This window comes from Novosphingobium sediminicola (assembly GCF_014196525.1).
Lineage (GTDB): Bacteria > Pseudomonadota > Alphaproteobacteria > Sphingomonadales > Sphingomonadaceae > Novosphingobium > Novosphingobium sediminicola.
The window spans coordinates 1-22,672 of the sequence record NZ_JACIDX010000003.1 but is presented as its reverse complement, the minus strand read 5'-3'; the positions used below and the strand labels follow the sequence as shown (position 1 = coordinate 22,672).

At 59.9% G+C, this 22,672-nt stretch carries 20 protein-coding genes; 12 read left to right on the top strand and 8 right to left on the bottom strand.

From position 1 onward, the window contains the following. Positions 1–15: 15 nt before the first annotated feature. Positions 16–2,784, bottom strand: coding sequence for a TonB-dependent receptor plug domain-containing protein (locus GGR38_RS04360; protein ID WP_183623087.1), 2,769 nt, complete (start codon positions 2,782–2,784; stop codon positions 16–18). Positions 2,785–3,125: 341 nt separating this feature from the next. Here GGR38_RS04360 and GGR38_RS04355 point away from each other — a divergent pair, with 341 nt between their 5' ends. From GGR38_RS04355 to trxB, 11 genes are all read left to right on the top strand, one after another. After that, a complete protein-coding gene (locus GGR38_RS04355; protein WP_183623085.1) occupies positions 3,126–4,862 on the top strand; it encodes an ATP-binding protein in 1,737 nt (578 codons plus the stop codon). Between the two features lie 5 nt (positions 4,863–4,867). Next, positions 4,868–6,166: a sigma-54-dependent transcriptional regulator gene (locus tag GGR38_RS04350; RefSeq protein ID WP_183623083.1), complete on the top strand. Its 1,299-nt coding sequence runs from the start codon at positions 4,868–4,870 to the stop codon at positions 6,164–6,166. 176 nt (positions 6,167–6,342) lie between these two features. After that, entirely contained in the window at positions 6,343–6,969 is a 627-nt protein-coding gene (locus GGR38_RS04345) for an RNA polymerase sigma factor (RefSeq protein ID WP_183623081.1), read from the top strand. Further along, on the top strand, positions 6,969–7,928 hold the full coding sequence (locus GGR38_RS04340) for a FecR family protein (protein WP_183623078.1): 960 nt from the start codon (positions 6,969–6,971) through the stop codon (positions 7,926–7,928). The genes GGR38_RS04345 and GGR38_RS04340 overlap by 1 nt, the downstream gene beginning before the upstream one ends. A 179-nt stretch (positions 7,929–8,107) precedes the next feature. After that, positions 8,108–11,326, top strand: a complete 3,219-nt coding sequence (locus tag GGR38_RS04335) for a TonB-dependent receptor (RefSeq protein WP_183623076.1) — start codon at positions 8,108–8,110, stop codon at positions 11,324–11,326. Between the two features lie 38 nt (positions 11,327–11,364). Continuing rightward, complete coding sequence (locus GGR38_RS04330) at positions 11,365–11,784, top strand: nuclear transport factor 2 family protein (protein WP_183623074.1); 420 nt, start codon at positions 11,365–11,367, stop codon at positions 11,782–11,784. Beyond that, positions 11,781–13,928, top strand: a complete 2,148-nt coding sequence (locus tag GGR38_RS04325; RefSeq protein ID WP_183623072.1) for a protein-disulfide reductase DsbD family protein — start codon at positions 11,781–11,783, stop codon at positions 13,926–13,928. The genes GGR38_RS04330 and GGR38_RS04325 overlap by 4 nt, the downstream gene beginning before the upstream one ends. A 35-nt stretch (positions 13,929–13,963) precedes the next feature. Beyond that, complete coding sequence (locus GGR38_RS04320; protein ID WP_183623070.1) at positions 13,964–14,581, top strand: redoxin domain-containing protein; 618 nt, start codon at positions 13,964–13,966, stop codon at positions 14,579–14,581. 99 nt (positions 14,582–14,680) lie between these two features. Continuing rightward, positions 14,681–15,136 (top strand): nuclear transport factor 2 family protein, encoded by a 456-nt coding sequence (locus GGR38_RS04315; RefSeq protein ID WP_183623068.1) that lies wholly within the window; start codon positions 14,681–14,683, stop codon positions 15,134–15,136. A gap of 22 nt (positions 15,137–15,158) precedes the next feature. Next, positions 15,159–15,806, top strand: coding sequence for a YceI family protein (locus tag GGR38_RS04310; RefSeq protein WP_183623066.1), 648 nt, complete (start codon positions 15,159–15,161; stop codon positions 15,804–15,806). Then, a complete protein-coding gene (gene trxB, locus GGR38_RS04305) occupies positions 15,803–16,750 on the top strand; it encodes a thioredoxin-disulfide reductase (RefSeq protein WP_183623064.1) in 948 nt (315 codons plus the stop codon). Before GGR38_RS04310 ends, trxB begins: the two co-directional genes overlap by 4 nt. 134 nt (positions 16,751–16,884) lie before the next feature. Here trxB and GGR38_RS04300 read toward each other — a convergent pair whose 3' ends face one another. From GGR38_RS04300 to GGR38_RS04275, 6 genes are all read right to left on the bottom strand, one after another. Continuing rightward, complete coding sequence (locus GGR38_RS04300; protein WP_183623062.1) at positions 16,885–17,301, bottom strand: VOC family protein; 417 nt, start codon at positions 17,299–17,301, stop codon at positions 16,885–16,887. Between the two features lie 2 nt (positions 17,302–17,303). After that, entirely contained in the window at positions 17,304–17,858 is a 555-nt protein-coding gene (locus tag GGR38_RS04295; RefSeq protein ID WP_246404236.1) for a pyridoxamine 5'-phosphate oxidase family protein, read from the bottom strand. A 106-nt stretch (positions 17,859–17,964) separates the two neighbouring features. Further along, positions 17,965–18,498: a TetR/AcrR family transcriptional regulator gene (locus tag GGR38_RS04290; RefSeq protein WP_246404235.1), complete on the bottom strand. Its 534-nt coding sequence runs from the start codon at positions 18,496–18,498 to the stop codon at positions 17,965–17,967. A 44-nt stretch (positions 18,499–18,542) separates the two neighbouring features. Further along, positions 18,543–19,007, bottom strand: coding sequence for a nuclear transport factor 2 family protein (locus tag GGR38_RS04285; RefSeq protein WP_183623615.1), 465 nt, complete (start codon positions 19,005–19,007; stop codon positions 18,543–18,545). Between the two features lie 217 nt (positions 19,008–19,224). Next, entirely contained in the window at positions 19,225–19,695 is a 471-nt protein-coding gene (gene cynS, locus GGR38_RS04280; RefSeq protein ID WP_183623052.1) for a cyanase, read from the bottom strand. 67 nt (positions 19,696–19,762) lie between these two features. Continuing rightward, complete coding sequence (locus GGR38_RS04275; RefSeq protein WP_281379358.1) at positions 19,763–20,431, bottom strand: carbonic anhydrase; 669 nt, start codon at positions 20,429–20,431, stop codon at positions 19,763–19,765. A gap of 83 nt (positions 20,432–20,514) precedes the next feature. Between GGR38_RS04275 and cynR the strand changes: the two genes are divergently transcribed. Further along, positions 20,515–21,414, top strand: coding sequence for a transcriptional regulator CynR (cynR, locus tag GGR38_RS04270; RefSeq protein WP_183623050.1), 900 nt, complete (start codon positions 20,515–20,517; stop codon positions 21,412–21,414). Positions 21,415–21,495: 81 nt separating this feature from the next. Here the strand turns inward: cynR and GGR38_RS04265 are convergent, their stop codons facing one another. Further along, positions 21,496–22,251, bottom strand: coding sequence for an SIMPL domain-containing protein (locus GGR38_RS04265; RefSeq protein WP_183623048.1), 756 nt, complete (start codon positions 22,249–22,251; stop codon positions 21,496–21,498). Positions 22,252–22,672: the final 421 nt, after the last annotated feature.

Sequence of the window (22,672 nt, the reverse complement as noted above, 5' to 3'; positions counted from 1 at the left end):
GCCACGCACTTGCGATCAGAATTGGAAACGGACACCCGCCGTGAAGTAGCGCCCGATCGAGTCATAGGCGCCGGTGGTGGGGCTGGAAAAAGTGGTCGGATTGCGGGTGGCGATGGGCGGGTCCTGATTGAACAGGTTGTTCACCGACAGGAAAAGCTGCTGCTTTGCGCCGCCAAGGCCCAGATTATAGGTGAATGTCGCGTTGGTATAAAGAATGGCGGGCGTATGGTTGAGGTTCGTATCAACCCCTTCCACCTTGGTCGCGTCAAACAAAGAGGGAGAGATATACTGCTCTTGAACGAAGAGCGACCATTTGTCCGTGGCATAGCGGACTGAAAGATTGCCGGTCCAGCGGGGTGTGGTGGTCTCGCCCAAACTGCTGATTGGTGCGGAACCGTTCAGGATGATATAGGCCGAGGTGCGGTTGGTCGCCAGCGCACGCAGGGTCAGCGTGCCCGGACCGATGCGCCGATTATAGGCCGCCTCGAAGTCGATGCCGCTCACCTGCTGCACCGCAAGATTGAGACTGGGCGTGCGGGTAATCAGCGTGCCCGCCGTGGTCAGCGTCAACTGGCTGCAAAGGAAGCTGCTGCCCGCCGCGCAGCCGTCAATCGTCTGCTGAGCGGTCAGGGCGCCGATGGCATCCTTGATCTTGATGACATAGCGATCGACCGAAATTTGCAGACCGGGGATAAAGGCCGGGCGCAGAACCACGCCAAACGTGGTCGTATCGGCCTTTTCCGGGACCAGATCGGGATTGCCGAGGCTGATCGTCAGGTTCTGGATATTGCGCCCCTGATAGAGCTGGGTGTTGCTGCTCTGGGTCGAGGGGTTGAACAGTTCCAGAATGCTGGCCCCGCGAATGTCGCGCGAACGTACCGCGCGCAGGCGGATGCCATCGACGGGTTCATATTCCGCGCCCAGCTTCCATGTCGTCACCCCGCCGGTGCGGCTGTAATAAGCATAGCGGGCGGCGGTGGACAGGCTGAGCGATTTGCCGACCGGGCTGTCCTTGAGCACCGGGATGCCCAGTTCGAGATAGCCTTCCTTCACCGTATAGCTGCCGGTGAAGGGCAGGGGATTGAAGAAATTGAAGCCGCCGGGCCGGTTGTTCTGCGAGGAAGGCGCCCCGCGCAGCCCGGCGGTGGAGGTGGTGATCGGCGAGAGGGCATCGGTCGTCTGGACCGCCGTTTCCTTGCGATATTCCACCCCGGTCGCCACCGAGATCGGCCCCGCCCCCAGTGAGAACCGTTCCCCCAGCTTCCCCGAGATGTTGGCCGATGCCACATATTGTTCCATCGTCAGGAACTTCTGGCTGTTGCCGGTGACATAGCGGATCGCATCGGCGCCGGGTGAACCCACGCCAAAGATGTTGAGCGGCTTGCACCCGACATCAAGACCCGAAAGCGTTGAACGGCAGACGATATTGCCGCTGGAATCGCGCACAGCATCGGCCGCAGCATAGAGATTGCGGTTGATCGTCAGGTTGTTTTCGAACAGATTCTGGACCGATCGGCCATAATTGAAGGTAGTGTCGAATTTCCAGTCATGGCCAAGATCTGCCTTGGCTCCGATTGCTCCGCGATAGATCTTGCCCACGGATTCGATCTCGACCAGCGGAAAATCGGGCGAATAGCGACCCACCGTCACCGCAGTCAGGTGGTTGGCATCCATGAGCGTGGCCAGAGCGCCGGGCAGGTAGGCATTGTCACGGAAAATCGTGAACTGGTTAGCCGACCCGGTTTCGGAATTGACGAAAGCGCCCTGATTGGTGTGGCTGTAGGCATGCAGACCTTCGGCAAAGATCTGGATCTTGTCCGTCACATCAAAGGCCGCGCGCAGGAACATGTTGTATCGTTCCTGAGATGGCGAAAAGCCGATGTTCAGCCGAGGCCCGTCACCCCCGCTCTGAAAGGTCGATGATGTCAGCGTGCCATAGTTGAAAGTGCCAAGCTGACCATTGGGCAGAAACGTGATGCCCTTGAGCGCGCCCGCCGTAATCAGCCCGCCATAGGCGCCCGCCGAACTGCGAATATCGGGAACGACCGATACCGTGGTGGCCGCCCCAGGCACGGCATATTGCCCTGCGGCTTTATCGAACCAGGCGCGGCCGGTTGATTGATCGGCGCGAATGCCGTCCTGCTGGAAATATTCGGCGCTGGCCAGAATATGCAGGCGGTCGTCGATGAAGCTTTTGCCATAGGCCAGCGAGGCCGCTTTCGATCCCATATCGCCATAGGTCGACAGGCCGCCGCGAATTTCACCCTTGAGCCCATTGAGATTTTCGTCGAGCACGAAATTGACCACGCCCGAAACCGCATCCGAACCATAGGCCGCCGAGGCGCCGCCCGTGACTACATCAACCCGCTTGATCAGCGCCTGCGGGAGGATATTGACGTCCACCGAGCCGAGAAAGTTGGTGGCGACCATGCGGTTGCCGTTCAGCAAAATCAGCGTTCGGTTGGGACCAAGGCCGCGCAGGTTAAGCAGGTTCTGGCCATTGTTGCCCGTTGCCGCCGCAGTGCCCGGACTGGTGGTGCGCGTGCTGCTGTTAAAGGCCGGCAGTTGGTTCAGACCATCGGCTATATTCGTGGGGGCGGCCTGTTTGAGGTCTTCGACCGAGGCTACCGTCACCGGTGTCGGCGCGTTAAATCCCCCCTGAATGCGTGTGCCGGTGACGATAATGGCCTGATCCCCGGCCTTTTCCTCGCTTGCGGACGGTTGCGTCGCGGCGGTCTCGGTTGATGCAGGTCCGCTGGTCTGCGCGCCTGCCATGGTGGGCATAAGTGCTGCTGCCAAAGCGATGAGACCTGCGTCATGAAATCGCGCGCTGCTGCGGCGTAAATGAATGCCTCTCACGATGTTCCCCTCCGGTTTTGTATTCTTGATGTTGCGAACTTTGTCCGTCTAGAATGCAGGTATATCGAGGCTTTGGTTGAGCGGCTAAGTGCTTGCCTAAATGCCACTAAAGTAATGAAATATAAAAATTATGCTGGTCTGGGGGAGGTGAGAAATTGCGGATTTTCGCACGGGCACTGCCGCTTCCCTGGCGGAATTCTGCACAAGTCGGGATTACCGCATTCGTTCCGGGCCGATGGATATTGTGGAGTGCCTTTGGCTTTGCGGTGTCTCTGGCAATCTTTTGGGTGATTGGCGTGTGGTGGACCAACGGTCTGGCCAGAGCCGAGGCCAGCGCTGATGCCAATCGCGGCGTCAGCGCCAATGGTTCACTGTTAAAGAGCGAGATGCAGAAATTCCGCCTCATCCCCATTCTGGTGACCGAACATCCCGATGTGTTCGAGGTGATCAACCGTCCGGATCCAAAGCATATTCAGAAACTCAATCACACTTTGCAATTGATCGCGGAACGGACTCATGCCTCCGACATCTATGTGATGAATCAGAACGGCGATACTTTTGCGGCCAGTAACTGGCAGCAGCCTGACACGTTTGTCGGGCATAATTACCGCTTCCGTTCCTATTTCATCGACGCCTTGCGAACCGGCTCGGGCTCTTATTTCGCGCTGGGCACGGTCAGCCATCGCCCCGGCCTTTATCTGGCGCGCCGGATAGAGCGGGCGGGCAAGGCGATTGGCGTGCTGGCGCTCAAGATCGAATTCTTTGAAGTCGAGCGCAACTGGGCCTTTCTGCCCGGATACACGCTGGCTTTCGATCAGCAAGGCATGGCCCTGATCGCGAGCCAACCGGCATTGCGGCTTCACTCGCTCACCCCGCTTTCCGCCGAGGAGCGCAAGCAGAACGAGACAGCAGCCCGTTTTCCCGGTCTTGGCATTGATCCGCTGCCGGTTGAACGGCTGGCGAATGGCGATTTTGAATGGACCATCGGCAATCGCCATGTGCGACAGGTGGTGGCCCGCCTCCCCCTGCGCGAGGAGGGGCTGACGTTGTGCTATTTTTTGCCGCTCAACCCCTTCATTGCCGAACAGCGCAGCCGGCTGGTCATTGCCACGATTGCGCTCGGGCTGGTGGAATTGATTCTGTTTGGTCTTTGGGCGCGGGTGCGCATCCGCCGGGGGATACAGCGCCGCTATCTGATCGATCTGGAGCGTCAGGTACAATTGCGCACCCGCGAGCTTGAGGCCAGCAATGCCTCCATCCGCGCCGAATCCGCCGCTCGCGAGGAAGCCTTGCGTTCTTTCCGCGAGGCGCGCGAGGCCTTGGCGCGTGCCAACCGACTGACCATTCTGGGCGCGGTGGCCGCAGAGGTTGCCCATGAAATCAACCAGCCGGTCGCCGCCATCCGTAGCTATGCCGAAAATGGCTTAGCCTTGCAGGACAGGGGCAGACATGGCGTGGCCAGAGACAATATGGCGAAAATCATCAGTCTGACCGAAAGGATCGGCAAAATATCGGATCAGTTGCGCAGCTTTTCGATCAAGCGACAAAGCGAGATCGACCGATATTCCATATGGGACATCCTCCAGGGCGCGCTGCTGATTATCGGTGAGTCCCTGCGTCACAGCAGCACGCGTCTGGATTATGACGAGAGCGAACTGGCGCAGGTCCATATCAAGGCGGTGCGGGTGCAGATGGAGCAGGTTTTAATCAACCTCTTGCAAAACAGCCTCGAAGCGCTGGGCGATCGGGCGGAAGGGGTGATTTCCATCTCGGCGCACTGCGATGCGGGCAAGGCGATCATCACTCTGGCCGACAATGGTCCGGGTATCGAGGAGCAGGCGCTGCCCTCGATCTTTGCCCCCTTCATCACCACAAAACCCACCGGAATGGGTTTGGGGCTGGGCATATCGCGCGACATTATTTCATCCTTTGGCGGCACCATTCAGTATCGCGCCACACCGGGCGGGGGCGCCACTTTCGACATCACGCTGGAGGCGGTATAATAACCATGGATAAAGAGCCTCTCATTCTGCTGGTCGATGACGATCAGGAATTGCGTCTGGCCTGTCAGCAAGGACTGGATCTTGCCGGTTTTCGCGTCGAAGCCCATGCCGTCGCGCAAAGCGCCCTCGACCGACTTACGCCCAATCTTCATATTGTGATCGTCTCGGATATCCGCATGCCCGGTATGGATGGCTTTGCCTTTGTCCAGCAGGTGCGCAACATGGACCCTGAAATACCGATAGTTTTTATCACCGGCCATGCCAATGCGCCGATGGCGGTGGCCGCGCTCAAGGGTGGGGCCTTCGATTTCCTGACCAAGCCCTTTGCGATGAGCGATCTGGCCGCCACCGTGGGGCAGGCCGTCGGTCAGCGCAAAAAGGCGCTGGAAAACCGTTGGTTGCAGCAATTGGCCAATGATTATGGCGATCATCCGCTTGTGGGCCATTCGCAATGCGTCGAACAGTTGCGCCGCGACATTGATGCTCTGGCCCATGCCGGTCTGGATACGGTTGTGGTCGGCGAAACGGGCGTGGGCAAGGAACTGGTGGCGCGACTGTTGCAAAGGCGCGGGCCGCGTCGACAAAAGGCGCTGGTCACGATCAATTGCGCGTCCCTTAACGATGGCAATGTGGACGAAGTCCTGTTTGGCAGTCCCGTTCGCCCCGGCAAGCTCGAACAGGCACAGGGGGGCGTGCTGCTGCTGGACGAAATGGACAGTATGCCGATTTCGGTGCAACCGCATTTTCTGCGCTTGCTCGAAGACCGTGTGCTTGCCCGGCCGGGCGCCCGCCATGTCGAACCGCTCGATATTCAGTTCGTGGCATCGGCAAAAGTGGACCTGAAAGAGGCCGCCGAGCGTAGGCTGTTTCGCTCCGACCTCTATTATCGCCTTGCCGGTGCGACCATCATTATCCCGCCGCTGCGCGAACGGCCTGAGGATATCCTGCCCATTTTCGCGACCTTCTGCGGATTGGCCGCTGATGAGTTCAACCGCGAGATCCCGATCACCTCTGATGATGTTCTGGCCTATCTTTTGACCCATCATTGGCCTGGAAACGCCCATGAATTGCGGCATTTCGCATTTCGACATGTGCTGTGCATCAACAAGTCTGGCAGCGAATTTGAAACCAGTTGTTTCAACGACAAGGTTGCGCTCTTTGAGAAAGCGCTGATCGAGAAATACCTGCGCGAACATGGCGGCGATGTCAGTCTGGTTGCCGAGATTTTTGCCATGCCGCGCAAAACGCTCTATGATAAATTGAAGAAATATAATTTTGATTCAAAATCTTACAGAAATACGTAGCAAGAAATCCCGTTCATTTTGTCCCGATTATGGCGGCCAAGGCCCTCATGCCCAATCGCCATGGGATGCCGACCGGGGCGTCGAAAGACCCATGGCAGGGCCGGTTTTCTGCGTGTGGGAATATAATTGAGTATAGCAATCCTGATTGCTATTTCCTTCCCGCATAATCCCGGCCTATGATGGAAATCGGCCCAGCAGATCGACCGGCGACCAAAACGCAAGAGTCGGCACTGATCCGGGAGAGGAGATCACCAAAACCCATGGATGACGGCGTCATCGCCTGGATCGGGGCGAACCTCTTGCCCTTTGAAGGCGAGGTACGCCGCTGGTTGCGCCGCGTCGGCAAGTTGCGGGATCAGGAGGATGACATCATTCAGGACGCCTATTGCCGGATCGGCGCGGCGCAGGATCTCTCCCATATCCGCAACGGTCGTGCCTATTTCTACACGGTCCTGCGCAATATCATGATCGAGCGGTTCCGGCGCGAAAAGATCGTAAAATTCGAAAGTCTGGCGGAATTTGAATCCCTGCACGTCATAGATGAGAGTCCATCCGCCGAGCGCGTGCTTAGCGGGCAACAGCAATATGAAATGGTGTGCAGGCTGATCGAAAGTCTGCCTGACCGATGCCGGGAGGTGTTCACCATGCGCAAGGTGCATCAGTTGAGCCAGAGAGAAACCGCCGAGCGATTGGGTATTTCGGAAAACGTGGTTGAAAAGGATGTGGCGCGGGGGATGAAATTGCTGATGCAGGCCATAGCCGAGATGGATGCCGATGGGCAGCAACAGGAAGGCGCCGCGTGATGACTCCTGATCCCGCAATGACGATTGACGAGATCGCCGCCGAATGGCTGGCTCGCATGGTGTCGGGCAATGCCAGTCCGGAGGATCGCGCCAATCTTGCCGCATGGCTTGAAGCTGACAGTCGCCACAAGGGCGCCTATATGCGGGCGATGGCCTTGTGGCAGATGCTCAATGGTGCGGCGCAGAACCCGGCTGTGGCCCCGCCATTGCCGCGTGGCTGGGCGCATCAACGCTTTACCCGGCGCTGGATGATCGGCGGCGGCGCCGCCATCGCGGCCTCGGCGGCGGCGGTCTTGCTGTTGCGGCCCTATGTTCTGGATGAGCCGCAGATTTTCCAGACCGGCAGGGGGGAAGTGCGCGAATTCACTCTGGCCGATGGATCGCATATCGTTCTGGACAGCCAGTCGCGCGTCGACGTGACCATGCGGCGCGATGCGCGCAATGTGGCGCTGGTCGAGGGCATGGGCTGGTTCCATGTGGCCAAGGACAAGACGCGGCCCTTTACAGTTTCGGCCAATGGTGCCCGTTTTGTTGCCGTCGGCACGGCCTTCTCTGTCAGCAGGGAAGGTGGGACGAAAATCGTGGTCAGCGAGGGTATCGTCAGGATGACGGCGGCCGATCATGATCGCGCCATTGATCTGCATCGCAATGAAACGGCCACCATTGACCCCGCCGGAGGGTTGAAACTGGCGCGTCTGTCCGATGATGCCATGAGCCGCCAGATGGCGTGGCGCGAAGGTTCGGTCGGGCTGGACGGTGAAACGCTGCGCGAGGCGGCGGAGAGTTTCAACCGCTATAACCGGATGCAGATCGTTGTGGCCGATCAGGCCCTGGCGGACAAACGGGTCGTCGGCTGGTTTTCGCGCAACGATCCGCTTGGCTTTTCGACGGCGGCGGCCACGATGCTGGATGCCAAAGTGGAGCGGCAAGGTGAAACGATCCGCTTGACGAAAAAGTAAAATTCTCAATCTTTTCTGGAGTTTTCAAAAGATCTGAAGTTTTTTTAAAAAAATATGAGGAAGCGCGGCGGAATATTTTTCCGTGATCGTCATCTGTCCTGAAGACCAAAAACGCCCTGGATAACAAAGGGTGAGGTAAGGAGAGAGTGATGAGAGGGAGCCTTTGTCGGGCGGCCTTGATGGCTAGTGCTGCCGTCTTTGCCCATTCTGCCACAGCCGCAGCACAGACCCGGAATTTCGATGTTCCTGCACAATCGGTGCGTACCGGATTGCCGTTGTTCGCCAAACAGGCAGGGCTTCAGATCATCTTCCCGCTGGAGGATGCCAACGCTTCGCGGATACAGCCCTTGCACGGGGCCTATGATATCAGACAGGCGCTCCGGACGGTTCTTGCCGGAACCGGGCTGAGCGTGATCAGCGACAATGGGCATACTGTTGTTTTGCGCAAATCCGGCGACCCGGTTCGCCCCCGGTCAACCCCGGTGGCGATGACGCAACCTGTCAGTTCGCCCCCGGCTGCTTCGGTCCCCAGCGATCCGCGCCCGCCTGCGCCCACAGTGCAGGAAATCATCGTCACCGGCAGCAACATCCGGCGCGCCGACAGCGGCGCTCTGCCTCTGTCGGTGGTGGATCAAAGCGTGATGGCCACCCGCAACGCCAGCACGCCGGTGGCGCTGCTGACCAGCCTGCCGCAGGTGACGGGCGCGCCGCTCAATGAAGGGGCCAATGGCTCCTTTTCCGCACGCGGCGATTTTGCCGCGATCAACCTGCGCGGCATCGGCAGCGGCAACACGCTGGTCCTGCTTGATGGGCGACGATTGGCGCCCCATGCGATCAGCACCACCGACGAAGGCGGCCTGCCATCTGCCTCGGTCAATGTGAACCAATTGCCGACACAGGGCGTCAATCACATCGAATTGCTGCGCGACGGTGCGTCATCCATTTATGGTTCGGATGCGGTGGCGGGGGTCATCAACTATATCATCGACAAGAAATTCAACGGGCTGGAGGCCAAAGTCCGCTCCACCGCGAATGAATATGGCGATGGCAAGGAATTTGGCGCCTCGCTGCTGGCGGGCATGAAATTCGCGCAGGGGCGTGGGCATATCACCGCCACCGTCGATTTCTATCACCGCGACGCTATTTTCCTCAAAGATCGTCCCTACACCGCTGCGGGCAATTTCGTGTCGCAGGCGCCAGCGCCGTGGAATGCGGTCAGCACGTTGATCCCGCTGTCGGCCAATCCCTTCTATCGCCTTCAGGCCGCCGGGGCCTATCCCAGCTTTACCATCGGTTCGGGCAGCACGACCAATTATGTTGTTCCGCAGACCGGCGGCACCTATTCCCTCAGCACCACCGCGCCCGCGCGCAGCGTCGATACCGCTCCCGGCTATTACTTCAACAACAACGCCTATCAGGCCATTGTCCCGCAAAGCGACCGGATCAATGTGTTCGCGGCGATCGACTATGAAATTTCGCCCAATCTCACCGCCTTTGGCGAGGCGTCCTATTACCGCGCGCATTCGGTACTGGTTCGTCAGCCGATCAGCTATAATGGCGGCAGCTTTGCCGATCAGAAGCTGATCGTACCGGCCAGCAGCCCGTTCAATCCTTATGGCCAATCGGTCACCCTGCTGACCAAGGTGTTTACCGATCTGCCCAATGAACGCGACGAGATTTCCGATACGGTCTATCGCGTGCTGGGCGGATTGCGCGGTACGCTGGGCGGGAAATGGCGCTGGGAAACGGCGGCCTATTACACGGCCAGCGAAGTCACCGACATCGGCCATAATGCCGTGCGCGAAAGCCTGCTGCAACAGGCGGTGCAGAACGGGACGTATAATCCTTTTGGCTTTACCTTTAGGCAGGTGGGCGGGGCGATTGTGGTCGATCAGCCCTACAGCAATCCGGCCAGCGCCTATACGCCGTTTCTGGCCGATTTTGTTCGCCGCGGCCGGTCCTCGCTGGCCGGTGTCGATGCCAAGATCAGTGGCAAGCTGATCGATCTGTGGGCGGGCCCGCTGTCCGTGGCGGCGGGCGCGGAACATCGGCGCGAAAGTTTCAGCTTCTCCATGCCGCCCTACGCCGGGCTCAATCCGGCCGGATCGGGTCTGGCCACCGACAACAATGACTTCATCCTGTTTGGCCCCGCCGCAAGTTGGGCGGCAAGCCGCAACATCAGCAGCGTTTATGGCGAGGCGGTGTTGCCGGTGATTTCGCCCGACAATCATGTGCCGCTGATCCGCTCGCTCGAACTGACCGGATCGTTCCGGTTTGAAAATTACAGCGACTTTGGCTCGGTGGTGAAACCCAAATTTGGAGTGACGCTGCACCCGACCAGTTGGCTGTTGTTCCGCGGCTCTTACAATCAGGGCTTTCGCGCCCCCAATCTGCCCACGCTGAATGGCGGAGAGCGCAAGAACCTTTCGGTATTCCTTGACCCGATGACCAATGTCAGCGGGCCGCACTGGACGATCTTTGCGGGCAATTCCGCACTTCGGCCCGAGGAATCGACGGGCCGCTCGCTGGGCGCCGTGGTTGATGTGCCCTTTATGCGCGGCCTGCGCTTTTCGGTCGATTACTGGGAAATCAGCCAGCGTAACCTGATCACCACCGTTGCCGTGTCCGACATTCTGCAGAATGATGCGGCCTTGCTCAGCAAGATCGTCGCGGCCAATCCCGGCATTGCCTATGGCGCACAGCCCTTTGGCAGCGGGACCGATGCCTATAAGGGCGATCCGCGCGTCATCCGCAACAGCGATAATACCATCTATGGCGTGCGCACCCCGCCGTTCAATTCGGCCAGTTCGTTTATCTCCGGCCTTGATTTCAGCGCCACCTATCGTTCGCCGGAATGGACAGTGGGCCGCTTTGTGCTTCAGGCCGATGCGGCCAATCTGCGCCGTTATGAAGTGACGCCCACCGTCGGCTCTTTGCCGGATGTGCGGCTGGGCCGTGACGGGGCCAGCAAATGGCGGGGCAATCTCAGCCTGACATGGCTCAAGGGCGGCTTTTCGGCTTCGATGGGGGCCTATTACATCGGCTCCTATCAATCGAGCAGCGTGGCCTTGCCCGTTGGCACCGCCACGCAGCAGGCCCAGTCCGAAGCGCTGTATCAGCAACTGGGCGCGCCATCCTATATCGCCAAGGGCACCAATCTGGGCACGGTTTACTATCGTTATGTCGTGCCCGCGACCACCACCTACAACCTGTCGGTCGGCTATGAATTCCATGATCGCACCGATGCTCTCAAGGGGCTGGGGATACGGCTGGGCGTGGTCAATCTGCTGGACCAGCACCCTCCGCTCGACGGCACGCCGCAGGGCTACAACACCGGGGTCTATGGCCAGTTGTTGCCGGGCCGGACCTGGACGCTTGATATTTCCAAGAAGTTTTGAGGAACCCGAGGATGAGACATTTTAAACTGCGGGAAGCCATGCTCATACCGCTACTGGCAATCATCGCGACGCCGGTCTGCGCCTCTGATGTCGAACAGGCCGTGCTGCTGCGGATCGAGCACCAGAGGCTGGATGCAACGGTCTCGCGCGATCTGCCCACCCTTGACCGGATGACGACCGGGGATCTCAATTATGTCCATGCCAGCGGATTGCGCCAGAACAAGGCGCAATATCTGGCCTATATCGCCAAGGGTGAGGTCACGCTGGCCTCCTATGACATGACGCAGGAAAAGGTGCGCGTGATGGGCGACGTGGCGGTGACCCATGGCCTCTACACCTATGCCACCAATGCATCATCGCCCCCGGTCCGCACAGGCAAGACGCTGTTTACCGGCGTTTATGTCCAGGAGCACGGCCAATGGCGCCTTCAGGCATGGGAGGCAACGAAAGTCCCATGATCATGCATCTATCTCAATTCGCCCGCACGATGATCGGCATGGCCGGTCTGATGTGCGCTTCTCTTGCTCCCGCCCATGCGGCCCCGGTCCGCGATGGTCACGTGGTGGCCGAACTGGTTGCGCGTGAAAGCGCCTTTGTGCCGGGCCAACCGGTCATGGTGGGCGTGCATCTGACCATGGACCCGACTTGGCACACCTATTGGCGCAATTCCGGGGATTCGGGGCTGGCCACCACGATCAAATGGACGCTGCCCAAGGGATTTGAGGCCGGGCCCATCGACTGGCCGACGCCCACGCGGCTGCCGCTCTCCACGATCATGAATTATGGCTATGAGGGTGATGTCCTGCTGGCCAGCCCGATCCGCACGGCGGCGCTGAATGGTGCGCGCGCGCAGATCAAGGCACGCGTTGACTGGCTGGTATGCAGCGCCGAGGAATGCATCCCGGGCGGGGCGGATCTGGTGCTCAGCCTGCCGGTGGGCGCATCGGCATTGCCCGATCCGGCCCATGCGGCGCTGTTTGAAAAGGCGCGGGCGCAATTGCCGCAACCGGCCCCCAAGTGGGAATTTGCCACGCAAAGGCTGGGCGATGGCAGCTATCGCCTGACCGCGCGTCCGCTCTCGGGGCAACCGCTGCCCGGTGGCGCTTATTTCTTCGCCGATGATGCGGGCGTTACCCAATCGGGCGCGCCGCAAAATCCGACCCTCGATAATGGCGTGCTGTCGGTCACGCTCAAACCATCGCAATATGCGCAAGGCACGCCCACGGCATTGAACGGGGTCTGGGTGGCGCAGGGTTGGGGCGATGGCGTCACGGCGGCGCGGGTCACGGCCCGGATAGGAGCCGGGGGCGGGGCGGTGCATGATCCTTTGGTCCCGGCCCCTGCATCCGGCGCGGATCTGGCGACGCTGGGCGGCATGCTGCTGACCGCTTTTATTGGCGGCATGATCCTCAATCTGATGCCCTGTGTCTTTCCGGTGCTCTCGCTCAAGATCATGGGTTTTGTGCAAAGCGCGGGCGATGACAGGCGCAAGATTGCGCTGCATGGCTGGATCTATGTGCTGGGGGTGTTGGTGTCCTTCTGGGTGCTGGCGGGCACGCTGATGGGGCTGCGTGCCGCCGGGGCGCAACTGGCATGGGGGTTTCAGTTGCAGTCGCCGATCATTGTGGTGATGCTGTGCCTGTTGCTGCTGACGCTGGCGTTCAGCCTGCTGGGTATCTTTGAAATGGGCGCGGGACTGGTTGGCGCGGCGGGCCGGGTACGGACCAAGGGCGGCATAAGCGGCTCCTTTATGAGCGGCGTTCTGGCCACGGTTCTGGCCACACCCTGCACCGCGCCCTTTATGGGCACCGCGCTTGCCTTTGCGCTGACGCAATCGACCTTTATCGGCTTTGTGGTGTTCACGGCCCTCGCGCTGGGCATGGCGTCGCCCTATCTGGTGCTGTCGCTGCGCCCGCAATGGCTGGCCTTTTTGCCCAAGCCGGGGGCGTGGATGGACACGCTGAAACAGGCGATGGCTTTCCCCCTGCTGGGCACGATCATCTGGTTGCTCTGGGTATTCGGGCAACAGACGGGCATGAACGGCCTGTTGCAGGCGATGGTGGCGATGCTGCTGCTTTCCATCGGTCTTTGGGCATGGGGCCGCTGGGGCACGATGTTTCAGGAAGCCCCGGTACGCCGCTTTGCATTGGGCTTGCTGACACTGTGCGGTGGAGCAGCGCTGTGGTTCGCTTATGCCGGATCGCTGCTGCTGCCGCCTGCCGCCGCCAGCGACGCATCGGGCGAATGGCAGGCCTTTACCCCCGAAAAGCTGGCGCAGATGCGCAGCGAGGGCAAGCCGGTCTTCGTTGATTTCAGCGCCGCATGGTGCGCCACCTGCATCGTCAACAAACAGATGGTGCTGAGCCGTCCCGATGTCAGCCGCTCCTTTCGCAACCATGGCGTGGTCCTGATGGAAGCCGACTGGACCCGCCGCGATGCCACCATCACCAAAATCCTGGCGGCTAACGGACGCAGCGGCGTGCCCTTGCACATCCTCTATGCGCCCGGCGCTGGCGAGCCGCTGCTGGTGCGCGATCTGGTGACCACGGATGAAATCCTCAAGGCGCTGGACGGTCTTCCGACGGCATCGCCGCAAGCATGATCCCCTTTCCTTCCGATTGCTTCAAGGAGCTGTTTATGAAACGAAATTTTCTGTCCACCGCTCTGTTCCTTGGCCTTGCTGCGGGGCCCGTCACGGCTCTTGCCGATGTGCATGTGGGCGATGTCGCGCCCAATTTCACGCTGACGGACATGCATGGCAAGGAGGTCTCGCTCAATAGGTTCAAGGGCAAGTTCATCGTTCTGGAATGGACCAATCCGGAATGCCCCTTTGTCCGCAAACATTATGGCAGCGGCCATATGCAGGCGCTTCAGCGGACCTATACGAAACGCGGCGTGACCTGGTTGTCGATCAATTCGGGTGCGCCGGGGCGTGAAGGTTATCGCACCCCCGAAACCGCCCTTGCAACCGCCGCCCAGCAGAAAGCCGCGCCCAGCGATGTGTTGCTCGACCCCAAGGGCGTGGTGGGGCATCTGTATGGCGCCACAACCACCCCGCATATGTTCCTGATCGGGCGCGACGGGAAATTGCTCTATATGGGCGGTATTGACAGTATCCCTACCAACCGTGTGGAGGATCTGCCCCAGGCGAAGAACTATATCGCCGCTGCGCTGGATGAGGCGCTGGCCGGTAAGCCGATTACCACCAAGGCGGCCATGCCCTATGGTTGTTCGGTCAAATATGCCCTGAAATAGGCATCTTTCCCAACTCGCCTTGTCCGCTTTCCCATTCCGTTTTCCGTTACGGTCGCCCCTTGGAGTCGGCCGTGGCGGAGCCATGCGAGATTTCCGCTCATGACCAGATTTTTGCTCGGCCCTCTGGCCTGCCTTTTGGCGATAGGGCCTGTTGCCGCTTTGGCCGCGCCCGTTTCGAACGCCGCCACTGACGCTCTGATCGCCTTTGAACATGCCCGTCGCGATGCGGTGGCCCATGTCGATCTGGCCGCTATTGACGCCATGACCGGCGCCGATCTCATCTATGTCGATGCGTCAGGTTTCGAGAGGGACAAGAAGGCCTATCTCGACCATCTGGCCACCGAGGGGGTCGTCTATAAAAGCTACAGTCTTGATGACCTTCATGCCTCGGTGCGAGGCGATGTGGGGGTTCTTACGGGCCTCTTTCGATTTGATGTCACGGTCAATGGGCGGGGCAATGCGGGCGCGCAATATTTCACCGCAGTTTATCGGCGTGAGGAGGGGCGGTGGAAGCTGATCGTGTGGCACCCGACGCGCTCGGCGACCCAACCTTGAACTTTCCCTACAGGATCATTTTATGACCACTCGCATTCTTGCCAGCGTTGGGCTGTTCATTCTTGCTGCTGCTGTGCCTTTGCACGCCGAGCCCGGCATCACCTCGCACGATCCGGTCGATATGCCCGCCGGGGTGTGGATGATCGATCCAACCCATGCCAGCGTCACCGTCAGGCTGAGCCACCTTGGCTTTTCGTTTTACACCATGCGTTTCGACAAGATCGCAGCGCAATTTGATTATGATCCGGCCCATCCTGAACATGCCCATGTCTCCGCCCGGATCGATCCCGCTTCGGCCAGCACCGGGCAACCGGCATTGGACAAGGAACTGGCGCAAGAGGCGTGGTTCGACGCTGTGCACGGCAAGGCCATCACCTTTACCTCGCGCTCGATTGATCCGGGCGATGGGCATCACGGCATGATGGCGGGCGATCTGACCATGCGGGGCGTGACTCGGCCGGTGACCTTTGCCGTTACCTTTAACGGCACGGGCACGGGGTTTGGTCTGCCCACCCCGCGCGCCGGATTTTCGGCCAGTACGGTGATCCGCAAATCGGAGTTCGGTATGACCAAATATGCGGCTTTGCTGGGCGATGAAGTGACATTGCAGATTGAGGCGGAATTCCTGCGCGGTCCGGTCGCAACGTCGGCAGGAGGGAAAGGTCAATGAGCGAGCAGATCACGGCCCGCGTCATTATTTTGGGCTCCGGCCCTGCGGGGCTCAGCGCCGCGATTTATGCCGCGCGGGCAGGGCTCAACCCCATCGTCCTTCAGGGCATGCAGCCGGGCGGGCAATTGACCATCACCACCGATGTCGAAAACTACCCCGGCTTTCGCGATGTGGTGCAAGGTCCATGGTTGATGGAACAGATGCAGGCGCAGGCCGAGCATGTGGGCGCGCGGATGATGTGGGACACGATTGTCGATGTCGAACTGTCCGCGCCCCCCTTTTGTCTGACGGGCGACAGCGGCGTTACCTATCTGTGCGACGCGCTGATCATCGCCACGGGCGCACAGGCGCGATGGCTGGGGGTGGATGGCGAAGCGGCGCTGTCCGGCAAGGGGGTATCGGCCTGTGCCACCTGTGACGGATTTTTCTATCGCGGACGTCCGGTCTGCGTGATCGGCGGCGGCAATACGGCGGTGGAGGAAGCGCTATATCTGACCAATCACAGCCCGGATGTGACGTTGATCCACCGCCGGGACACGTTGCGCGCGGAGAAGATGCTTCAGGATCGCTTGTTCGCTCATCCCCGCATCCATGTGCTGTGGAACAAGGCAGTGGCGCGCTTTGTCGGCGAGGGGCCGGGTGGGGCGCTGAGCGGGTTGGACCTGATCGATACAATCCGTGGCCAAAGCAGCCGGCATCCGACGCAGGGCGCTTTCGTGGCCATCGGTCACAAGCCAGCGACCGACCTGTTCGTTGGCAAAATGCCGCTTGATGAGGATCGCTATTTGCAGGTGCGTCCCGGCACCTCGCTGACGGCCATTCCCGGCGTTTTTGCCGCCGGCGATGTGGCGGACAAGGTCTATCGTCAGGCGGTGACGGCGGCGGGCATGGGCTGCATGGCAGCGCTCGATGCGGAGCGCTTTCTTCAGGCCAGCTATGGCTGATGCCGATTGAGGGGCGGGGCGTGTCACATATGGCGGTCGGAGTATCTCCGGCCGCCGTTTTTATGCCCGGCGGCACGGGGAAGGGACCAACGGTTTTTAACTGTGACACACGCCATGGTTATTCTCGAAGCTTTTCAGCCTTTGGCAAAGGGTGTCGCGAGTTCAAGGCGGATGCCGCCGGGAATAAACACCAGAAAATGCCGTGTTGCCGATCCCGGGCGCATCGGTTCAGGCGCAACATCGATGATGACTTCGGGATGCGCGCTTATCTTTTCCCACGCCTCGTCCAGAGCATCATCGTTGGCCACAGCCAGTGACAGATGATGCAGGCCGATATTGGCGCGACGATCAAAAGCGCGAGCGGTGATCGGATCGGCCGCGCGCCAGAGCGTCAGAAGCACCGTGCCGTCTGAGACGAAGATCGAGGGATAGTCCGGTTTGCCGCCCACGACATCGAAGCCGAGCACGTCGCAGAAGAATGCGCGCGCCTGATCGAGATCGGGGACGGTGAGGCCCACATGGTGGACACCGCAAGTCAGCTTTCCAGCCATCATTATGTTCCTTCCAGTTCGGCAATGCGGGCGCGCAACCGATCAATCTCAGCCAGCAGCGGCTGGGTGGTTTGGGCGATCTGCGCTTCTGTGAAACGGGGCGTAATATGCTGGGGGCAGTTCCAATCGAACCCGACAATGTTGATCACGAAGGCACGCTCTGCGACGGCATCGTAACCGGGCACCATCAATGCGGCGACCTTTTCGGGGTCGTCGCTGGTATAGGCATGGCCGATCAATTTGAGGCGACGACGGGCGGGGTAGTCCATCAGGAACAAACACACCCGATTATCGGCCGCCAGGTTCGCGGTCGAAAGATACTGCCGGTTGCCGCGATAGTCGGCAAACCCAATGCAGTTCCCGGAAATCCGGCGCAAAAACCCGGCCGGGCCGCCGCGATGCTGCATATAGGGCCAGCCATCTTCGCTGAGGCTGGCCAGATAGAAGCTGTCTCGCGAGGCGATGAAATCCAGCTCCCGATCGGTGAGAATGTCGATTTCACCAGCCTGCGCTTCCATCCGCGCATAGGCGGCCCGCGAACCGTCGATGTCCTGCAATGCGCGTGACCTTGGGCCGAACATGGTCTTCAAGAATGTGTGTGACATGGATCATTGTCCTCGTGTCAGAATGTCGATCTGGTAGCGCCGAGCAGCTTGGCGTGTTTCAGCCGTAGCGGACGATGGCATCGAGCAAGGACGACTGAAGGCGCTGAACGATCCGGAGAAAGCTGGCTTCCTCACCAAGCGCTCGTGCCAGCACGATGGCGCCCTGTATCCCGGAAACCGCCTCTTCAGCGAGGTTGGCGGCCAGCGCTGGCGGCACCTTCCCCGCCTCAAGGCAATGGGCCAGGGCCGAGATCCAGCGCGCGAAGTAGCCCTTCACTTTGGCCGCGAAGGCCTCGCCGGCGGAGTTCAGCCCAAGGCAGCCAACGACGCATACCCGCTGTCCAGAGCGGAAATAGGCGGTTACGTCGTCAAACATGCCCGTGATGGCCGCCGCCGGATCAAGGGCCTGCTCCAATGGCGAGAAAATAGCGTTGGCAAACCAGCCATCGATATTCTCCAGAACAGCGTCCATCATCTCTTCCTTCCCGCCGGGAAAGAAGTTGTAGAGGCTGCCTTTGCCAAGGCCGGTTGCCTTCGACAGAGTGGCCAGAGTCGCGCCCTCGAACCCGTGTTCGCGGAAGGCTTCGGCCAAGGCGGGCAAAGCACTTGCACGATCGGTGAGGACGCGCTTGGAGCTCACAGGCCGAGATCGCTCAGCGAAGCATGGTCATCCGGGCGGCGGCCGAGCGGCCAGTGAAACAGGCGATCCGCTTCCTTGATCGGCATTTCGTTGATGCTGGCGTGGCGGTTCGACATCAATCCGTCTTCTGCAAATTGCCAATTTTCGTTGCCGTAGGCGCGGAACCACTGGCCGTTGTCGTCGTGATACTCATAGGCATAACGCACAGCAATACGGTTGCCGGTAAAAGCCCAGAGTTCCTTGATCAGGCGATATTCGTGTTCCTTGTTCCACTTGCGCTCAAGGAAAGCCTGCGCCTCCTGACGATTGGTCGCGAATTCCACGCGGTTACGCCAGCGGGTGTCGAGCGTGTAGGCCAGCGCGACCTTGGCCGCATCGCGGGTGTTCCAGCCATCTTCGGCCAGACGGACCTTTTCGACGGCGCTATCGTGAGTGAACGGGGGCAGCGGGGGACGGGACATGTGATTTCCTTTCGTGATGGTCGTGGCCTTGGCAAGCGCGGGAACCGTGAGGGCCGCAGCAGGGAGGGCAGCAATGAAAGTGCGGCGTTTCATCCGAGTCTCCTCGAAGGGTCTACCGCATGTACCTATCGGTACAATCTTTTACCGATAGGTACAAGTAATTTTTTGCGCAAGGAAGCCAGAGGGTGGCCTGCGCTTCCTTGCGCCAGCCCCAGCGTTAAAAGGGCTTGGTCGGAAGATACTTGCCGTCGAGCGTGATGACGCAGCGGTGGCCACCTTCGGGATCTTCGCGCTTCTCAAGCTTGAGCTTGAAGTTGATGGCGCTGATGATGCCGTCGCCGAAATCCTCATGAACAAGAGATTTCAGGGTGGTGGCGTAGACCTGGATGATCTCATAAAAACGATACATGGTCGGGTCGGTGGGCACGCCATCCGGGAAGCTGCCGCGGATCGGGATCGCCTGAAGCAGCTCGATTTGGTCGGCGCTCAGGCCCAGCGTCTCGCCAACGGCCTCGGCAGCGCTCGTCGGCAGCGGATGCTGTCCGAGCAGCGCAGCGGTGACGAATTCGCGCGAAAGGCCGCTGTTTGCAGCAATGGCGGTCCAACTGAGCTGTTTCTCGGCCTTCGTCTGAATGACGGCTTCGGTCAGTGCCTTGCGGGCGGTCTGGGTCACTTGAACTTGGGTCATGCATTTACCTTTCATCAGTATCGATATTTTGGGAAATGACGGGCGCGGAAATCCGGCGCCCTGCGCATCAGGAAACGAGGTTGAGGGCGGTGGCGTCGGTTTCGGGATAGTCGATCAGATCGACGAACCGGCCGCTCGAAGCGTCGTAAGCCTCGATCGATCCTTCGCCGATATCATAGACCCAACCGTGAAGGCGGACGCGACCTTCGGAGAGCGCAAGCGCGACGGACGGGTGCGTGCGAAGATTTGCGAGCTGGGCGATGACGTTTTCGCGCACCATGCCCGCAACCTTCCCGGACTTGCAGCTATGAACATGCGCGTCGTTGATCGCTTTTGCCGCGTCCGCGTGGTGCAGCCAGCTTGAAACCGCCGGCAAGGTGCTGAGGTCAGCCCCGTCGGCAATGGCCGTCATCGCGCCGCAGTCGGAGTGACCGCATACGACAATATCGGCTACGCCCAGGACCGCGACAGCATACTCAACCGTCGCAGAAACGCCGCCATGATGAGGACCGAAAGAGGGGATGATGTTACCCGCATTGCGAATAACAAACATGTCCCCCGGCTCGCTCTGAGTGATAAATTCAGGAACAACCCTGCTATCGGAACACGTAACAAACAGCGTGCCCGGCTCCTGCTTTGTCGCGAGTTCTTGAAAGAGCGGTATACGTTCGGGATATTCTCCATCCCTGAACCGCTTGAAGCCTTCGATAAGCCTCTGCATTGTGTCGATCTCCATGCTTGATGCGGCAGGTATCGACTTTCGGCTTATAATTGTCCAAGACCAGTTTGAGATGGTCTCTATAAGCAGGCGTTATACTGATGCTCCTCCGACACCTACGTTACCTTTCAGCTGTCGTGGAGCACGGCAGCTTCACCCGCGCCGCGCAGGCGCTTCATGTATCCCAACCGGCGCTATCGCAGCAGATAAGACAGTTGGAACAGGAACTGGGCGTGCAACTGCTCGACCGTACAGGGAAAGCCGTTCGCGCCACCGATGCCGGCGCAACCTATCTAAGCCATGTTCACCGCGCCTTTCGCGAGATCGACGCGGCGCGCCGCGCCGCGCGTGACGTCAATGACCTAAGTTCCGGTATGCTGCGGCTTGGATTTACCCCCAGCTTCAGCGGCTATCTGATTGCCCCGCTCGCCCGGCGCTTTCGCGAGAAATATCCCAGGATATTTCTCGAACTGACCGCCTTGTCTCAAGACGAAATCGAAACCAACCTTGCCGATGACAAGCTCGATTGCGCTATCGCCTTCTGGGCGTCGAGCGTTACCGGTATCGCGGCACAACCTCTGCACACTGAGCGATTATCATTGGTCGGCCGATACGATCACGCGGCAATGACGCACGAATCCATCGATGTTGCGGGCATCGAGAAAGAAGAGATGGTCCTGCTGAACCGGACTTTCGCCACCCGACAAACCATCGACAAACATTTCAAGCGGCACGGGATCAAGCCGAATATCGTCATAGAAACAAGCTCGATGACAACACTCATCGAACTTGTGAGATCGAGTTCACTCGTGACGATTCTTCCTGATGCCGTCGCATTTGAAAGAGACGACCTGCGATTTCGGCCCCTTCTTCCGGCGATAGATGAGCGCCGGGTAGTGTTGCTGCAGCGAGAGGGCGGCTATCGCTCCGCTGCCGCGCGGGCATTTATCGCCACGCTTGAACTCTTCGTAGAGGAGCTTAACGCGGCGTCGTTGACATGACATACTTGTGCGTTGAGGGCTGGTTTCCGGCAACCTGCCCGACAGCCGCCGCCTGCCAACCGCAATAAGGACGTCTGATGTTCAGGGTTGGATCGCGTAGACCACCTGTATCTTCACCTGCGTTTCGATTGCGCGGGGCTTCAGCCCGACCACGACCGGCGGCGGGGGTGGAGGCGGGAGCGGCGCGCCGACCCGCTGCGCCGTGGCAACGATCTCATCATACGGGCCGGGGCCATTAAAGCTGAGATTGGAAACGCTGAGGATGCCGCCCAGCCTGACGCCTGAGGCGCGTGCTATGACTTCCGCCTGAAGCTTGGCTTCAGCCAGCGCCTCAGCGACCCCGCGCCGCCGGATTTCCTTGTCCTCGGCGAGGAAGAAGCGGTCGATGCGGGGATTGGTCGCGCCCAGACGGCCGGCGAGCGAGACCATCGTGCCGGCCTCGTTTACCGCCGCCGTGCGAACCTCCATCTGGAGGTCGGCGGTATAGCCCACAATCGCGCATTCGCCAGTTGATAGACGCGGATTTCCGTAACTGTTACGGTTACAGTCACGCCCGCGCACCTCGGCGATCCCGATCTGCGCAGCGCGTATGTCGGGCCCGGCGGAGATCCCCGCCAGTCCCTTCTCGATAGCGTCCCGTTTCGCCACCATGGCGCGCACGGCTTCGTCACTGGTTGTGCCCTCGCCATGAACGGAGAAGCTGACAACGGCGCGGTCGGGAGGGCTGGGAATCGTCGCGGCGCTGGTGACGACAATCCGGGGATGCGCCTCCTCGCCGGTTTGCGCCATCGCCGCGCATGACATCAGCATCGGAAGAACAGCAGCAAAGCGGCGCATAAAACATCTCCAGTCATCGAACACCGTCGTCCAAGCATTGACGACGTGATGTGTCGACGATCGGCAGGACTTTAACGCAATTTGCGAATCAATCGCAAGAAATTCAGATGGCGCCCATAATATATCGGCGAGTTATGACAAAAGCCGACAGCCACACCTCAATCACTCCATGGCGGCAGTTGCTCGGCATTTGTCGGCTCCCGAACAAAGCGTTCTATCGCTGGAAGCGCCGCCTGAGTTGACGTTTGGCGACCCGATAGGATTTGCCATAACGGCCCATGGTTCAGAAAAGTTGGGGCTAATTTCTGCCTGGGTGTAGACCCAAGTGAGGTGCTGCCGGTTTGATGGACACCGAGATAAGGTGTTTTCATCGAACGGAGAGCATCGATGCAACGAAGGAAGTTTAGCCGTGAGTTCAAGC